The sequence below is a fragment of the Streptomyces sp. NPDC029139 genome (assembly GCF_055564335.1).
The window spans coordinates 780,332-794,067 of record NZ_JBVHWN010000002.1; the positions used below are offsets into that span (position 1 = coordinate 780,332).

The window sequence follows — 13,736 nt, forward strand, 5'->3', positions numbered from 1 at the left end:
TGCCTGTACCAGGATAAGGAGACTCTGGTACCAGGCTGGTGGACGCCCGACCGTGGACGGCGTGAGTACTACAGCCACCACCACCTCCGTCCGGCGGACCGGCGTCGCCGTCGACCCCGCGGCGCCCGCCCTCGGCTCCCTCGGTCTGTTCACCGTGCTCCTCGGGGCCGCGCTTCCCCTGATCGACTTCTTCATCGTCAACGTCGCCCTGCCGACCATCGACCACGACCTCGCGGCCGGACCGGCCATGCTGGAGCTGGTGGTGGCCGGGTACGGGCTCTCGTACGCCGTGCTGCTCGTCCTGGGCGGACGGCTCGGGGATTTGTTCGGCCGGCGCAGGCTCTTCCTCGCCGGCATGGCCGCCTTCGGCCTGACCTCGCTCGCCTGCGGGCTCGCTCCCGACGCCTGGACCCTGGTCGCGGCCCGGGTGGCACAGGGTGCCTCGGCCGCCCTGATGCTGCCGCAGGTCCTCGCGACCATTCACTCCTCGACGGCGGGTGCGCGCCGGGCCAAGGCCCTCAGCCTGTACGGGGCGACCGCCGGCCTCTCGATGGTGGCCGGCCAGATCCTGGGCGGGATCCTGGTCGCGGCCGACCTGGCGGGCACCGGCTGGCGGGCGATCTTCCTGGTCAACGTGCCGGTGGCGATCGCGGGGCTGCTGCTCGCCGTCCGTACCGTCCCGGAGACCCGCTCGGAGCGCCCGGCGCCCGTCGACGTTCCGGGCACGCTGCTCCTCGCGCTCGCGCTGCTCACCCTGCTCGCCCCGCTGACCGAGGGCCGCGCCTCCGGCTGGCCGCTGTGGACCTGGATCGCGCTGGGTGTCTTCCCGTTCGCCGCGGGTGCGTTCTGGTGGGTGGAGCTGCGGGCCGACCGGCGCGGCCGCACGCCGCTGGTGCCGCCGAGCCTGCTCGGTCTCGTCTCGCTTCGCCGGGGTCTGGCGCTGGTCCTGCCGTTCTCGGTGGGCTTCGGCGGCTTCATGTTCGTGATCGCGGTGGCGCTGCAGCAGGGACTCGGCCTGAGCGCGGTGGTTTCGGGCCTGGCGCTGGTCCCGATGGCGGTGGCCTTCTTCGGGGCCTCGCTCGCGGGCCCGCGCCTGGTGCGCCGCTGGGGCACCCGGATCGTCACGGCGGGCGGGGTGCTGCAGGGCCTCGGGATCGGTGCGCTCGCCCTGACGGTGGGGCGCTCCTGGCCCGACCTGTCGGCCTGGAGCCTGCTGCCGGGGATGGCCGTCGCGGGCCTCGGCCAGGGCCTGCAGCTCCCGGTGCTGTTCCGGATCGTCCTCTCGGAGGTCCCGGCGGACCGGGCGGGCGTGGGCAGCGGCGTGATGGTGACCGCCCAGCAGTCGGCCCTGGCCCTGGGCGTGGCCACGCTCGGCTCCCTCTTCCTGTCCCTGGCGGCCACCGGCTCGATGGGCACCGCGCTGACCGTGACCCTCCTGGTCCAGCTGGCGACGGTGCTCCTGACGGTGGCCCTCAGCCTGCGCCTGCCGCGCACGGTGAGCTGAGGCGGAGGCCCGGGCCCGGAGGGGCCGGGGGGCGGTACGCGTCGGGCCGGAGGGCCGGGGGCAGTACGCGTCGGGCCCGGGTCACGTTTGTGACCCGGGCCCGAGCTGTACGGCCTGTGCTTACTTACTACTTACTTACTCCTGGGCGCCCGAGGCGTCCGACGTCTCCTGCGCGGTGTCGGCGGCCTGGTCGGTCTCGGCGCCTTCGGTGCCCGCCGCGCGCTCGCGCATCTTCTTCAGCAGCTCCTGCTTCTGGTCGACAGCGGCCTTGCGGTCGGCGCTGCGGCCCTCGACGGAGCCCTGCTGATCGGCGCGGGACAGCTTCTTCCGCTGTCCGCCGACACCGAGAAGGTTGTTACGGCCCTTGGCCATGGGGTTCTCCCATTGGTGAGAAGTGGTGAGGGGATCGTCCGGCGGGCGGGCGCCGAGGCCCGCCGCGCTCTCACTCGTAGATCTGGAAGAACGAAGACATGCCGAAGACGCTACCCCGCCGCCCGGGCTTCGGACACCAGATTTTCCGCCGGACCACTCAGGAGAGTGACAGAGATTGAAATCTGTCAGCCGTCATGCCATGGTTGTCATGCGTCACTTCCTCCGACGTCCCGCCCGACGTCCCTCGACTCCAGAGGAGCCCCCATGACCTCCCTGCCGCACATCCCCACCCGCCCTCTCGGTGCGACCGGCCCCCGGGTCTCCGCCCTCGGTCTCGGCTGCATGGGCATGTCCGCGTTGTACGGCGAGAGCGACCGCGCCGAGTCGATCGCGACCCTCCACGCGGCCCTCGACGCCGGCGTCACGCTGCTCGACACCGGCGATTTCTACGGAATGGGACACAACGAGCTGCTGATCAACGAGGCCCTGCGCACCGCCTCCCCGGCCGCCCGCGAAAAGGCCCTGACCAGCGTGAAGTTCGGTGCGCTGCGCACGGTCGAGGGCGGCTTCACCGGATACGACGGGCGGCCCGCCGCGGTGAGGAACTTCGCCGCGTACTCCCTGCAGCGCCTCGGCACCGACCACATCGACATCTACCGGATCGCCCGCGTCGACCCCGACGTGCCGATCGAGGAGACCGTCGGCGCGATCGCCGAGCTCGTCGAGGCCGGGCACGTCCGGCACATCGGCCTCTCCGAGGTCGGCGCGGAGACCCTGCGCCGGGCGGCGGCCGTCGCCCCGATCGCCGACCTCCAGATCGAGTACTCCCTGATATCCCGGGGCATCGAGGAGAAGATCCTGCCCACCGCCCGCGAGCTGGGGATCGGCGTCACGGCGTACGGCGTGCTGTCGCGAGGGCTCATCAGCGGCCACTTCACCCGTGACCGCGAGCTGGGCCCGGGCGACTTCCGGGGCATGAGCCCGCGCTTCCAGGGGGACAACCTCCACCGGAACCTGGACCTGGTGGACCGGCTGCGCACCCTCGCCGAGGCCAAGGGCGCGACGGTCGCGCAGATCGCGATCGCCTGGGTCCTGGCCCAGGGGACCCGGCACGGCGCCGACATCGTGCCGCTGGTCGGCGCCCGCCGCCGGGACCGCCTCTCGGAGGCCCTCGGCTCCCTGGACCTCACGCTCGACGCCGCCGACCTGGCCGCGATCGAGCAGGCGGTTCCGTTGGGCGCCGCGGCCGGCGAGCGCTACCCCGCGGCACAGATGGCGCACCTGGACAGCGAGCACTGAGCCCGGACCGGCTGACAGGTACTGTCATCCCATGCCCACCGAGACCCTGACCGCAGAGCGCATCCTGGAAGCCACCGAGGAGGTGCTGCGGCGCTACGGTCCGGCGAAGGCGACGGTCGTGGACGTGGCCCGGGTCCTCGGCGTCAGCCACGGCAGCGTCTACCGCCACTTCCGTACCAAGGCGGCGCTTCGGGAGGCGGTCACCCACCGCTGGCTGACGCGCGCCGAGGTAGCCCTCGCGGAGCTGATCGAGACCTCGGACCGGCCGGCCGCGGAGAAGCTGCGCGCCTGGTTCGCCGGCCTCTTCGAGGCGAAGCGGCACAAGGCGGGCGACGACCCCGAGCTGTTCGCCACGTACGGGGTGCTGATCGACGAGGCCAGCGGGGTGGTCGAGCAGCACATCGACGCGCTGGTCGACCAGGTGCGGCAGATCGTCGAGGAGGGCGTGCGGAAGGCCGAGTTCTCCATTGCCGACCCCGAGGCGACCGCCCGCGCGCTGTTCTCCGCGACGGCCCACTTCCACGATCCGGCCTACGCCCAGGAGTGGCGGCGCCCCACGGTCCAGGGCGAGTTCGACGCGGTGCTCGATCTGCTGCTGCGCGGCCTGCGCGCCTAGCGCGCTCGCGACAGCGCCAGGGCCCACCGCCGAGGTCCCAGGGACCACCGCCGGGGGCCAGGTCCGGGTCCGGGTCCGGCCCGGGTCCGCAACAGACGAAAGCCCCCGACTCCTTGCGGAGTCGGGGGCTCGTTCGTCCCGTGGGTGCGACCGTCAGCAGCCGAGCAGGCGGCTGCCCAGGTAGCCCTGGATCTGGTCGAGGGAGACGCGCTCCTGCTTCATGGTGTCGCGCTCGCGCACGGTCACCGCGTTGTCGTCCAGGGTGTCGAAGTCGACGGTGACGCAGAACGGCGTACCGATCTCGTCCTGGCGGCGGTAGCGGCGGCCGATGGCGCCGGCGTCGTCGAACTCGATGTTCCAGTTCTGCCGCAGGTCGGCGGCGAGGCCCTTGGCCTTCGGCGACAGCTGCGCGTTGCGGGACAGCGGCAGGACGGCGACCTTGACCGGCGCGATGCGCGGGTCGAGGCGCATGACGGTGCGCTTCTCCATGACGCCCTTGGCGTTGGGGGCCTCGTCCTCGTTGTACGCGTCGAGGAGGAAGGCGAGCATGGTGCGGCCGACACCGGCCGCAGGCTCGATGACGTACGGGGTCCAGCGCTCGCCGGCGTCCTGGTCGAAGTAGATCAGGTCGTTGCCGGACGCCTTGGAGTGCGCCTTCAGGTCGTAGTCGGTGCGGTTGGCGACGCCCTCGAGCTCGCCCCACTCGCTGCCGCCGAACTGGAAGCGGTACTCGATGTCGGCGGTGCGCTTGGAGTAGTGGGAGAGCTTCTCCTTCGGGTGCTCGAACCAGCGCATGTTCTCCTCACGCAGGCCCAGGCCCGTGTACCAGTTCCAGCGCTGCTCCATCCAGTACTCGTGCCACTGCTCGTCCTCGCCCGGCTTGACGAAGAACTCCATCTCCATCTGCTCGAACTCGCGGGTGCGGAAGATGAAGTTGCCCGGAGTGATCTCGTTCCGGAACGACTTGCCCATCTGCGCGATGCCGAACGGCGGCTTCTTGCGCGCGGTCTGCAGCACCTGGCCGAAGTTGGTGAAGATGCCCTGCGCGGTCTCGGGGCGCAGGTAGGCGACCGAGCCGGAGTCCTGGGTCGGGCCGAGGTGGGTGGAGAGCAGACCGGAGAACTGCTTGGGCTCGGTGAAGGTGCCCTTGTTGCCGCAGTTCGGGCAGTTGAGGTCGACGAGGCCGTTCTCGGGGAGGCGGCCGTGCTTCTCCTCGTACGCCTCCTCCAGGTGGTCCGCGCGGTAACGCTTGTGACAGGAGGTGCACTCGGTCAGCGGGTCGGTGAAGGTCGCGACGTGGCCCGACGCCTCCCAGACCTCGGTGGCCAGGATCACCGACGAGTCGATACCGACGACGTCCTCGCGCGAGGTGACCATGTAACGCCACCACTGACGCTTGATGTTCTCCTTGAGTTCGACACCCAGCGGTCCGTAGTCCCAGGCGGCCTTCTGGCCGCCGTAGATCTCACTGCACGGGTAGACGAAGCCACGGCGCTTGCTCAGGCTGACGATGGTGTCGATCTTGTCGGCGGCCACGGTGCTCTCTTCATTACGACGACGAAGTGCGAATGCTTCAGATTACCGGCGCGCACACCCCCGGTATCAAATCGGTCCGGCCCCCGCGCGCACCCGGCGGAACGAGGGCCCGCCGTCGAGCCCCGCGTGGCGGGGAACACAAGTAGTACAATTGACAATCGTTTCCACCTTTGTTGAAAATGAGTGTCATGAACGTACGCCGCCTGATACCCAGCACCGCCATCGCCGGAGCCGTCACCCTCGGTCTCGTGACCCTGTCCGCCTGCTCGGGGACGTCCGACGCCGCCGGCAAGGCCGACGGCAAGCTCAGCGTGGTGGCGTCGTTCTACCCGATGCAGTACCTGGCCGAGCAGATAGGCGGGGAGCACGTCTCCGTCCAGACCCTCACCAAGCCGGGCGTCGAGCCGCACGACCTGGAGCTCAAGCCGAAGCAGATCGGCGAGCTCGGCGAGGCCGACTACATCCTCTACCTCAAGGGCATCCAGCCCGCCGTCGACGAGGCGATCAAGCAGGCCGGTGTCAAGAACACCGTCGACGCCGCCACCCTCACGAAGCTCGAGGACCACGGCACCGCGGTCGGCCACGACCACGGCGCCGAGGAGCCCGGCCACGAGGGCGAGACGGCCGAGGAGCACGCCGCCCACGAGGGCGAGGCGCACCCCGACGAGCACGCCGACGAGCACGCGGGCGAGTCCGAGGCCGGTGCCGACCCGCACGTCTGGCTCGACCCGGTGAAGTACGCCGAGGTCGCCAAGGGCGTCGGCGCCTCCCTGGAGAAGGCCGACCCGGACCACGCCGCCGACTACCGGAAGAACACCGACGCCCTGGTGAAGAAGCTCGGTGACCTGGACACGGCCTTCGAGACCGGTCTGAAGAACACCTCCACCAAGACCTTCATCACCACCCACTCCGCCTTCGGCTACCTCGCCGAGCGCTACGGCCTGGACCAGGAGGGCATCGCCGGCATCGACCCCGAGTCGGAGCCCAGCCCCGCCCGGATGAAGGCGCTCCAGGACATCGCGAAGAAGGAGAAGGTCTCCACCGTCTTCTTCGAGACGCTCGCCAGCGACAAGACCGCGAAGACCCTCGCGACGGACACCGGCCTGAAGACCGACGTCCTGGACCCGCTGGAGGGAATCACGGACACGTCGAAGGGCGATGACTACATCGAGGTCATGCAGTCCAACCTCGCCGCGCTGAAGAAGGCCCTCGGCGCCAAGTGACCCACGCACAGCAGGAGGCAACCGTGACCGCTCCCGTCATATCCGTCCGCGGAGCCACGGCGACCCTCGGGTCGCGCCCCGTCCTGCGCGGCATCGACCTCACCGTGAACGCCGGTGAGGTCGTCGCCCTGCTCGGGGCCAACGGCTCCGGGAAGTCCACCGCCGTCCGCGCCGTCATCGGCCAGGTCCCGCTGACCGGCGGCGCGATCTCCCTCTTCGGCACCGAACAGAAGCGTTTCCGCGCGTGGGCCCGCGTCGGGTACGTACCCCAGCGCACCACCGCCGCCTCCGGCGTCCCCGCCACGGTCCGCGAGGTCGTCTCCTCCGGGCGGCTGTCCCGCCGCACCTTCGGCCTGCTGACCAGGACCGACCGGGCCGCCATCGACCGGGCCATCGACCTCGTCGGCCTGGCCGACCGCGCCAAGGACTCGGTGAGCGCCCTCTCCGGCGGCCAGCACCAGCGCGTCCTCATCGCCCGCGCGCTCGCCTCCGAGCCCGAGCTGCTGATCATGGACGAGCCGATGGCCGGCGTCGACCTCGCCAGCCAGGAGATCCTGGCCACCACCCTGCGGGAGCAGGTCGCGGGCGGCACCAGCGTCCTGCTCGTCCTGCACGAGCTGGGCCCCCTGGAGCCCCTGATCGACCGGGCCGTGGTCCTCCGCGACGGCTGCGTCGTCCACGACGGCCCGCCGCCGCAGGCCGTCGGCCAGCACGCGCTGCCCGGCCACGACCACGTCCATCCGCACGCGGCCGGTGAGCCGCTCCGCACGGGTCTGCTGACCTGAGGAAGCTGACCTGACCATGGAATTCCTGCACCTCGAATTCATGCAGCGGGCCCTGCTCGCGGCCGTCCTCGTCGGCATCACCGCCCCTGCCGTCGGTGTCTACCTCGTCCAGCGCCGCCAGGCGCTGATGGGCGACGGCATCGGCCATGTCGCCATGACCGGTGTCGGTCTCGGCTTCCTGCTCTCGTGGAGCCCGGTGTGGATGGCGACCCTCGTCGCCATCGTCGGCTCGGTCGCGATGGAGCTGATCCGGGCCTACGGGAAGACCCGCGGCGACCTCGCGCTCGCCCTGCTCTTCTACGGAGGCATGGCCGGCGGTGTCCTGCTGATCAACCTCTCGCCGACCGGCTCCAACGCCAACCTGAGCTCGTACCTCTTCGGCTCCCTCACCACGGTCTCCCGCGAGGACGTCACCGCGATCGGCATCCTCGCCGCGTTCGTGGTGCTCGTGACGGTCGGACTGCGCCGCCAGCTCTTCGCGGTCAGCCAGGACGAGGAGTTCGCCCGCGTCACCGGCCTGCCGGTGCGTGCCCTGAACCTGCTCGTCGCCGTCACGGCCGCCGTGACCGTCACGGTCGCCATGCGGGTCGTCGGCCTGCTGCTGGTCAGCGCGCTGATGGTGGTCCCGGTGGCCGCCGCCCAGCAGCTGTCGCGCTCGTTCCGTACGACCTTCGCCCTCGCCGTCGTGATCGGCACCGGCACCACGCTGACCGGCACGGTCACCTCGTACTACCAGGACCTGCCGCCGGGCGCGACGATCGTGCTGCTCGCGATCGCCGTCTTCGTCCTCCTCACGGTCCTCGCGACGCCTCTGGCCCGGCGCCGCGCCCGGGCCGTCGAGGCCGCGGCCTCGTCCGCGGCGGAGTGCGACATGGCGGTTCCGGCCGGCCGGCGACCCGCGGGAGACCTCACGCTCTAGCAGCCTGGCAGAATGGCGGGGGCGACGACATCCCTAGGAGGCCCCTGTGGCGACGGCAGGACCCCCCGTACGCGGCCGCTCGACCAAGCAGCGGGCCGCGGTGGCGGCGGCACTGAACGAGGTGGACGAGTTCCGCAGTGCCCAGGAGCTGCACGACATGCTCAAGCACCGCGGCGACTCCGTCGGCCTCACGACGGTGTACCGCACGCTCCAGTCCCTCGCGGACGCGGGCGAGGTCGACGCGCTGCGCACCAGCGAGGGCGAGACGGTCTACCGCCGCTGCTCGACCGAGGACCACCACCACCATCTCGTCTGCCGCGTCTGCGGCAAGGCGGTCGAGGTGGAGGGCCCGGCCGTGGAGCAGTGGGCGGAGACGATCGCGGCGGAGCACGGCTTCGTGAACGTGGCGCACACGGTCGAGATCTTTGGTACCTGCGCGGACTGCGCGGCGGCGAGCTAGAGAACGAACACGAGAAGGGCCCGCACCGGATGTCTCCGGTGCGGGCCCTTCTCGTACGCGTGCGGCTCAGAGCCTGAGTCGGGAGAACCTGGCTCAGAGCCTGGCGATGCTCCGGTCCAGGAGGTCACGGAGCCGGTCGACGTCGACGGGGTCCGCGAGCCCGCGCTTGGGCAGGGCGGCGACACCGGCCCTGGCCTTGTCGGCCGAGAGCAGGACGAACTGCGTCGGCGTCTCGACGTACCGGGGCAGCATCGGCCAGCGGTTGGCGGTCTCGGTGTCGCGGGTGGTCCAGCTGACCCCCTGCTCGTCCACGCGGGCCCGGAACTCCCCCTGCCGTTCGATCATCGCGAACATCTGCCGGGCGGCCAGCCGGGGCGTCAGCGGCCCGATGACGGCGACGAGCGTTCCCAGCCCCGCCATCAGCGCCACCCGTCCCGCATCCGGCTCGCCGGGGCCGAACAGCTCGAGGGCGACCACCAGGAACGCCAGGACGGCGACACCGGGCAGCAGCCACCGCAGCCGCCGGAACATGCCGTACCGCATCTGGACCCGTACGGCGTCGGCCACGTCGGCGCGCGTCGGCACGTAGACCAGCTCCACGCTCTCCCGCATCTGTCCCCCCGTCGTCATCAGACGGCCGGCCCCTGCTGCGGCACCGAGCCCATCGCCGCGCGGTCCGCCGCCGGGATCGCGCCGAAGCGACGGTCGCGGGAGGCGTACTCGACGCACGCGCGCCACAGGTCACGGCGGTCGAAGTCCGGCCACAGCACGTCCTGGAACACCATCTCGGCGTAGCTGCTCTGCCAGATCAGGTAGTTCGAGGTGCGCTGCTCGCCGCTCGGGCGGAGGAAGAGGTCGACGTCCGGCATGTCCGGGTAGTACAGGTACTTCTGGAAGGTCTTCTCGTTGACCTTCGACGGGTCGAGCCGGCCCGCCGCCACGTCCTCCGCGATCTTCTTCGCGGCGTCGGCGACCTCGGCGCGACCGCCGTAGTTCACGCAGAAGTACAGCGTCATCGCGTCGTTGTCGACGGTCTGCTCCTGTGCGACCTGCAGCTCCTGGACGACCGACTTCCACATCTTCGGCATCCGGCCGACCCAGCGGATACGGATGCCCAGCTCGTCCATCTCGTCACGCCGGCGCCGGATCACGTCCCGGTTGAAGTTCATCAGGAAGCGGACCTCCTCGGGCGACCGCTTCCAGTTCTCCGTGGAGAAGGCGTAGAGCGAGAGGTTCTTGACCCCGAGCTCCAGGCAGCCCTTCAGGACGTCCAGCACGACGCCCTCGCCGACCTTGTGCCCCTCGGTGCGCGGCAGTCCGCGCTCCTGGGCCCAGCGGCCGTTGCCGTCCATCACACAGGCGACGTGGTTCGGCACCAGCTCCGCGGGAAGCTTCGGCGGGCGCGCACCGGACGGGTGCGGCTCCGGGGTCTTGTACTCCCGGATCTTCCGACCGAGGATTCCGCGTCGTGCGATGGCCATGCGATGGGTCTCCTAGCTCTTCTCTACGTACCGCAGCGAGCGCAGGCCGCGCTCGAGGTGCCAGTGCAGATAGGCGGACACGAGCCCGCTTCCCTCCCTGACGTGACGCGGCTCGCACGCGTCCGCAGTCGCCCAGTCGCCGGTGAGCAGCGCGCTGAGCAGGCCGATGGCCTCCGGAGAGGGTACGACGCTGCCGGGCACCCGGCAGTCGCCGCATATGACGCCGCCGGCCGCGACCGAGAAGAACCGGTTGGGTCCCTGGAGGCCGCACTTCGCGCAGTCCTCGAAGCTCGGCGCGTAGCCGTTCACGGCGAGGGAGCGCAGGAGGAAGGCGTCGAGGATGAGGTGGGGCGCGTGCTCGCCCCGGGCGAGCGTCCGCAGGCCGCCGACGAGCAGCAGGTACTGCTGCACGGCCGGCTCGCCCTCGTTGTCCGTGAACCGCTCCGCCGTCTCCAGCATCGCCGTCCCGGCGGTGTAGCGGGCGTAGTCGGTGACGATGCCCCCGCCGTACGCGGCGATGGTCTCGCTCTGCGTGCAGAGCGGAAGCCCGCGGCCGACGAGATCGCTGCCGCGGGCGAAGAACTGCACGTCCACGTGGGAGAAGGGTTCGAGCCTGGCCCCGAACTTCGACTTGGTGCGACGGACGCCGCGCGCCACGGCGCGTACGCGACCGTGACCGCGCGTGAGGAGGGTGATGATGCGGTCCGCTTCACCCAGCTTCTGGGTGCGCAGCACGATGCCGTCGTCGCGGAACAGACTCATGGGCCCATTCTCCCGTACGCCCGGCCCTGCCCGGCCCGGGACCGGGTATCCGCCCCCGCCCGTCCGCCCCCGGGCCCGCCGGCCGGTCCCGATCGGTCACCCTCAGGTCACCTCGCCCCGGCTCCGGGCGTTCGCGTGGGCCGTCGCCGCGCTCAGGCGCTCGGCCGAGGTCGCCTCCCGGACCCCTTCCGGCTCCGCGTCCCATTCCCGCCCGCCGCCGAGCGGCCGCAGCTGGACGTAGGGGCCCTCGTGACCCATGACCGTTCCCACACGCCCGGTGCGGATCTCGACGACGTACGACCCGATGGGCAGTTTCATGACCGGCCCCCTTCTTCCCCCGGCAGTACGACGGCGACCAGCCGGCGCGCCGTTTCCACCGTGCAGCGTCCCCATTCGATGAGCGGCCGGGGGTTGTCGGAGGCGAGGGTGACGACGTCGAGCCCGAGGGAGGGCAGCACGATTCCCGCTCGTACGTACGCTTCGCGCAATTCCGCCACCGCCTCGCTCGCTTCTTCGACGGGCCCTGTGATCGACCGCATGCCGTGTTCCTTCACCAACGCATCCCTTTCCGAATCCATTTCCCGCTTACCGCACCCAGGGTGGTACCGGATCCGTAGAATCGGCAGATGCGCAGGTCCCGCAACTGCGGTGTGGCGATGGGAAGTTAATCCATGGCCAAAGCTCGTCGGCTGAGCACGTGGCGGTTCTTCGGCCAAGAGCTGAACGTGCGGCGGGAAGCGAAGGGGATGTCGCAGCGGGAACTGGGCGAGCGGGTGTGCGTTTCCGGCGGACACATCGGCCAGTTCGAACAGGGAATTCGGAAGCCACAACTGGATGTGGCGCGGCGAATCGACGAGGTGCTGCGAACCGGTGGTTTTTCGAACGGACGTGTAGGCGACCGATCAACGCGTCGCCGTACGCGTCCTATGTAGAGGCGGCTGCGGAACTGGAGGCCCTCGCGACGAGGATCTGCGAGTTCGCGCCGACGCTCATGCCGCGCCTGCTCCAGACCGGTGACTACGCACGGCCATCACCCTGGCCATGAACCCAGTCGCTTACGACGACTTCGTCGACGAGAAGGTCGCCCGGCGGCTGGAGCGGGCGCGACTCCTCAAGCCGGAGGCGTCCCTCGCACTGATGGAATCGGCGGCGGAGGGCCACAGACGATGCGCGAGTATGACCTGAGCATTACTCGGTGGCGGAAGAGCTTCTTCAGCGAGGGAAACGGCGGCGACTGCCTCGAAGTCCTCGACGTCGTCCCCGTCCGGGCCTCCAAGAACCCCACCGGCCCCGCTCTCATCGCCCCGGCCGCCGCCTGGGCGGCGTTCGTCGTGGGGGTCAGGAGGGGCTGACGATCAGCCCCACCGCCGCCAGCACGCCCGCCGCGAGGGACAGCAGCACCATCCGCTGCGCGCCCCGCACGTAGCGCTGGCGCGCCCTGCGCTCCTTGCGCACCTTCGCTTTCGTGCCCAGCTGCACGCGCTTCGTGTTCCGCGGATCGAAGACGAGCGGGTACAGGTCTCCGACCACGTGCGCGGGGCCCATCTCCGCGCCCGTCTGATACCGGCCGCCGCCGCTCGGAGACTCGAAGTCATAGTCCGCGTGCGCGTAGCCCCGGTTGCCGAAAGGCACCAGGCTCACCAGCCGCGCCTGCACCTCGATGCCGGATTCGCTCAGCTCCGTCATCTTCTTGAGCTGCTCCCGCTCACCGGAGATCAGCATCAGGCCGAAGAGACAGAGCGCCACGGACGCGAGGATGAAACAAACGAGCACCACCATCACCAGGATCACAAGCGGACGGTACGGCACCACAGGTCACGACCGAAAGCCCCACTTCCCCTTCACCGGCGAGGACTTCGCGCCTTACGATCACGCGCATGTCGATCTCTTCGTCCGTACCCGTCCTCCAGGGCGACAAGGGCACTGAACTCCGCTCCGTCGGCGAGGAGCTGGTGCTGCGCCGCCCGGACGCCGAGCTGCGCATCCCGCTCGCCGCGATCGCGCGCGTCCACGCCGAGCGGCGTGACCTCGCGGTCGAGTTGACCGCCCCGGCGGGGGCCGCGCCGACCATGTACCGGGTCGCGGACGTGAGCGCGGCCGCCGCCTCCGTCTTCGCGGACGCGGTGAACGCCGCGCTGCCCGGACACGCCGACGGCGAGGCCACGATCAACGGCTCCACGCTCGTCGTCACCCGGAGCCTGGTATTCGACGACGAGGAGGGCGAAGAGGACGAGAACGCCGTAGCTGTCGGACTGCCGTCCCACAGCAAGTGGCTGGCGTACACCGGGTACGTCGCCGTCGCGGCCCTCGCCGTCACCGTCGGGCTGATCGAGAAGGACTGGAGCCGGGGCATCGCGACGCTGCTGCTCGGGGCGGTCGGCGTGGGGGTCACCTTCTTCTCCCTGATGGGGATGACGATGGTGTGGCGGGGGTGGTACCTGCCCCGTTACGGCATCACGGTGGACGGGCACCAAGTCTTCCGGGACGGCGAGACCCCTCACGCCTTCACGGCCACCGACGGCGTGACCCGCTACATCGCCGGCCACAACAAGGGCAAGCCCGTCCGGGTCGCCTACCATCCGCGGAACCCCAGGAACGCCGTCGTCCGCACCGGCTGGGGCGAGCAGGTGGGCATGGCGGCCTTCTTGCTGGTCGTCGCCGCCATAGCGGGGCTGATCGACTACGGCACGTACCGGCTGGCACTCCCCGCCTTCGGCGGATAGCAGGCCGTACCGACGACGGGACTGTCCCCGGCATCGACCCGCCCCTACGATCACGC

The 13,736-nt window shown here is 70.6% G+C and carries 20 protein-coding genes; 12 read left to right on the forward strand and 8 right to left on the reverse strand.

Annotated features, from left to right (window positions below; translation table 11 throughout):
- The first annotated feature begins 61 nt into the window (after positions 1-61).
- Positions 62-1,504: an MFS transporter gene (locus ACZ4VW_RS07695; protein ID WP_467959495.1), complete on the forward strand. Its 1,443-nt coding sequence runs from the start codon at positions 62-64 to the stop codon at positions 1,502-1,504.
- Positions 1,505-1,639: 135 nt separating this feature from the next.
- Here the strand turns inward: ACZ4VW_RS07695 and ACZ4VW_RS07700 are convergent, their stop codons facing one another.
- Complete coding sequence (locus ACZ4VW_RS07700; protein ID WP_467959497.1) at positions 1,640-1,876, reverse strand: DUF6243 family protein; 237 nt, start codon at positions 1,874-1,876, stop codon at positions 1,640-1,642.
- A gap of 264 nt (positions 1,877-2,140) precedes the next feature.
- Here ACZ4VW_RS07700 and ACZ4VW_RS07705 point away from each other — a divergent pair, with 264 nt between their 5' ends.
- Together ACZ4VW_RS07705 and ACZ4VW_RS07710 are read left to right on the forward strand one after the other, a co-directional pair.
- A complete protein-coding gene (locus ACZ4VW_RS07705) occupies positions 2,141-3,175 on the forward strand; it encodes an aldo/keto reductase (RefSeq protein ID WP_467959499.1) in 1,035 nt (344 codons plus the stop codon).
- Between the two features lie 31 nt (positions 3,176-3,206).
- On the forward strand, positions 3,207-3,791 hold the full coding sequence (locus ACZ4VW_RS07710; RefSeq protein WP_467959501.1) for a TetR/AcrR family transcriptional regulator: 585 nt from the start codon (positions 3,207-3,209) through the stop codon (positions 3,789-3,791).
- Positions 3,792-3,944: 153 nt separating this feature from the next.
- Here ACZ4VW_RS07710 and ACZ4VW_RS07715 read toward each other — a convergent pair whose 3' ends face one another.
- Positions 3,945-5,327 (reverse strand): glycine--tRNA ligase, encoded by a 1,383-nt coding sequence (locus tag ACZ4VW_RS07715; protein WP_467959503.1) that lies wholly within the window; start codon positions 5,325-5,327, stop codon positions 3,945-3,947.
- A gap of 188 nt (positions 5,328-5,515) precedes the next feature.
- Here ACZ4VW_RS07715 and ACZ4VW_RS07720 point away from each other — a divergent pair, with 188 nt between their 5' ends.
- The 4 genes from ACZ4VW_RS07720 to ACZ4VW_RS07735 are packed head-to-tail and all read left to right on the forward strand — an operon-like array spanning position 5,516 to position 8,714.
- Positions 5,516-6,550, forward strand: coding sequence for a metal ABC transporter substrate-binding protein (locus tag ACZ4VW_RS07720; RefSeq protein ID WP_467959505.1), 1,035 nt, complete (start codon positions 5,516-5,518; stop codon positions 6,548-6,550).
- A 23-nt stretch (positions 6,551-6,573) separates the two neighbouring features.
- Positions 6,574-7,335 carry a metal ABC transporter ATP-binding protein gene (locus ACZ4VW_RS07725; RefSeq protein WP_467959507.1) on the forward strand — a complete coding sequence of 254 codons (762 nt, stop codon included), beginning with the start codon at positions 6,574-6,576 and terminating at the stop codon, positions 7,333-7,335.
- Between the two features lie 16 nt (positions 7,336-7,351).
- Positions 7,352-8,254: a metal ABC transporter permease gene (locus ACZ4VW_RS07730; protein ID WP_467959509.1), complete on the forward strand. Its 903-nt coding sequence runs from the start codon at positions 7,352-7,354 to the stop codon at positions 8,252-8,254.
- 46 nt (positions 8,255-8,300) lie between these two features.
- A complete protein-coding gene (locus tag ACZ4VW_RS07735) occupies positions 8,301-8,714 on the forward strand; it encodes a Fur family transcriptional regulator (protein WP_467959511.1) in 414 nt (137 codons plus the stop codon).
- Between the two features lie 93 nt (positions 8,715-8,807).
- Here the strand turns inward: ACZ4VW_RS07735 and ACZ4VW_RS07740 are convergent, their stop codons facing one another.
- From ACZ4VW_RS07740 to ACZ4VW_RS07760, 5 genes are all read right to left on the reverse strand, one after another.
- Entirely contained in the window at positions 8,808-9,344 is a 537-nt protein-coding gene (locus ACZ4VW_RS07740) for a YcxB family protein (RefSeq protein WP_467959513.1), read from the reverse strand.
- Positions 9,344-10,189 carry an isoprenyl transferase gene (locus ACZ4VW_RS07745; RefSeq protein WP_467959612.1) on the reverse strand — a complete coding sequence of 282 codons (846 nt, stop codon included), beginning with the start codon at positions 10,187-10,189 and terminating at the stop codon, positions 9,344-9,346. Before ACZ4VW_RS07745 ends, ACZ4VW_RS07740 begins: the two co-directional genes overlap by 1 nt.
- Before the next feature lie 18 nt (positions 10,190-10,207).
- Complete coding sequence (gene recO, locus ACZ4VW_RS07750) at positions 10,208-10,957, reverse strand: DNA repair protein RecO (protein ID WP_329120782.1); 750 nt, start codon at positions 10,955-10,957, stop codon at positions 10,208-10,210.
- A gap of 102 nt (positions 10,958-11,059) precedes the next feature.
- Complete coding sequence (locus ACZ4VW_RS07755) at positions 11,060-11,275, reverse strand: hypothetical protein (protein ID WP_467959515.1); 216 nt, start codon at positions 11,273-11,275, stop codon at positions 11,060-11,062.
- Complete coding sequence (locus ACZ4VW_RS07760) at positions 11,272-11,496, reverse strand: hypothetical protein (protein WP_467959517.1); 225 nt, start codon at positions 11,494-11,496, stop codon at positions 11,272-11,274. The genes ACZ4VW_RS07755 and ACZ4VW_RS07760 overlap by 4 nt, the downstream gene beginning before the upstream one ends.
- A 207-nt stretch (positions 11,497-11,703) precedes the next feature.
- Between ACZ4VW_RS07760 and ACZ4VW_RS07765 the strand changes: the two genes are divergently transcribed.
- From ACZ4VW_RS07765 to ACZ4VW_RS07780, 4 genes are read left to right on the forward strand one after another with little or no spacing between them, the layout of a single operon-like run.
- On the forward strand, positions 11,704-11,889 hold the full coding sequence (locus ACZ4VW_RS07765; protein WP_467959614.1) for a helix-turn-helix domain-containing protein: 186 nt from the start codon (positions 11,704-11,706) through the stop codon (positions 11,887-11,889).
- Positions 11,890-11,924: 35 nt separating this feature from the next.
- On the forward strand, positions 11,925-12,002 hold the full coding sequence (locus ACZ4VW_RS07770) for a hypothetical protein (RefSeq protein ID WP_467959616.1): 78 nt from the start codon (positions 11,925-11,927) through the stop codon (positions 12,000-12,002).
- Entirely contained in the window at positions 11,999-12,142 is a 144-nt protein-coding gene (locus ACZ4VW_RS07775) for a hypothetical protein (RefSeq protein ID WP_467959518.1), read from the forward strand. The genes ACZ4VW_RS07770 and ACZ4VW_RS07775 overlap by 4 nt, the downstream gene beginning before the upstream one ends.
- Positions 12,124-12,309, forward strand: a complete 186-nt coding sequence (locus ACZ4VW_RS07780; RefSeq protein ID WP_467959519.1) for a DUF397 domain-containing protein — start codon at positions 12,124-12,126, stop codon at positions 12,307-12,309. Before ACZ4VW_RS07775 ends, ACZ4VW_RS07780 begins: the two co-directional genes overlap by 19 nt.
- Here ACZ4VW_RS07780 and ACZ4VW_RS07785 read toward each other — a convergent pair.
- Positions 12,296-12,748: a hypothetical protein gene (locus ACZ4VW_RS07785; RefSeq protein WP_467959521.1), complete on the reverse strand. Its 453-nt coding sequence runs from the start codon at positions 12,746-12,748 to the stop codon at positions 12,296-12,298. The genes ACZ4VW_RS07780 and ACZ4VW_RS07785 overlap by 14 nt on opposite strands.
- Before the next feature lie 86 nt (positions 12,749-12,834).
- Here ACZ4VW_RS07785 and ACZ4VW_RS07790 point away from each other — a divergent pair, with 86 nt between their 5' ends.
- Entirely contained in the window at positions 12,835-13,680 is an 846-nt protein-coding gene (locus tag ACZ4VW_RS07790; RefSeq protein WP_467959523.1) for a DUF3592 domain-containing protein, read from the forward strand.
- Positions 13,681-13,736 lie beyond the last annotated feature (56 nt).

Coding starts and splice junctions, on each gene's coding strand:
- ACZ4VW_RS07705 (WP_467959499.1), top strand. CDS start 2,141: ATGACCTCCCTGCCGCACATCCCCACCCGCCCTCTCGGTGCGACCGGC.
- ACZ4VW_RS07730 (WP_467959509.1), top strand. CDS start 7,352: ATGGAATTCCTGCACCTCGAATTCATGCAGCGGGCCCTGCTCGCGGCC.
- ACZ4VW_RS07740 (WP_467959513.1), bottom strand. CDS start 9,344: ATGACGACGGGGGGACAGATGCGGGAGAGCGTGGAGCTGGTCTACGTG.
- ACZ4VW_RS07790 (WP_467959523.1), top strand. CDS start 12,835: ATGTCGATCTCTTCGTCCGTACCCGTCCTCCAGGGCGACAAGGGCACT.
- ACZ4VW_RS07775 (WP_467959518.1), top strand. CDS start 11,999: ATGAACCCAGTCGCTTACGACGACTTCGTCGACGAGAAGGTCGCCCGG.
- ACZ4VW_RS07760 (WP_467959517.1), bottom strand. CDS start 11,496: ATGCGGTCGATCACAGGGCCCGTCGAAGAAGCGAGCGAGGCGGTGGCG.
- ACZ4VW_RS07755 (WP_467959515.1), bottom strand. CDS start 11,275: ATGAAACTGCCCATCGGGTCGTACGTCGTCGAGATCCGCACCGGGCGT.
- ACZ4VW_RS07765 (WP_467959614.1), top strand. CDS start 11,704: ATGTCGCAGCGGGAACTGGGCGAGCGGGTGTGCGTTTCCGGCGGACAC.
- ACZ4VW_RS07700 (WP_467959497.1), bottom strand. CDS start 1,876: ATGGCCAAGGGCCGTAACAACCTTCTCGGTGTCGGCGGACAGCGGAAG.
- ACZ4VW_RS07780 (WP_467959519.1), top strand. CDS start 12,124: ATGCGCGAGTATGACCTGAGCATTACTCGGTGGCGGAAGAGCTTCTTC.
- ACZ4VW_RS07710 (WP_467959501.1), top strand. CDS start 3,207: ATGCCCACCGAGACCCTGACCGCAGAGCGCATCCTGGAAGCCACCGAG.
- recO (WP_329120782.1), bottom strand. CDS start 10,957: ATGAGTCTGTTCCGCGACGACGGCATCGTGCTGCGCACCCAGAAGCTG.
- ACZ4VW_RS07720 (WP_467959505.1), top strand. CDS start 5,516: ATGAACGTACGCCGCCTGATACCCAGCACCGCCATCGCCGGAGCCGTC.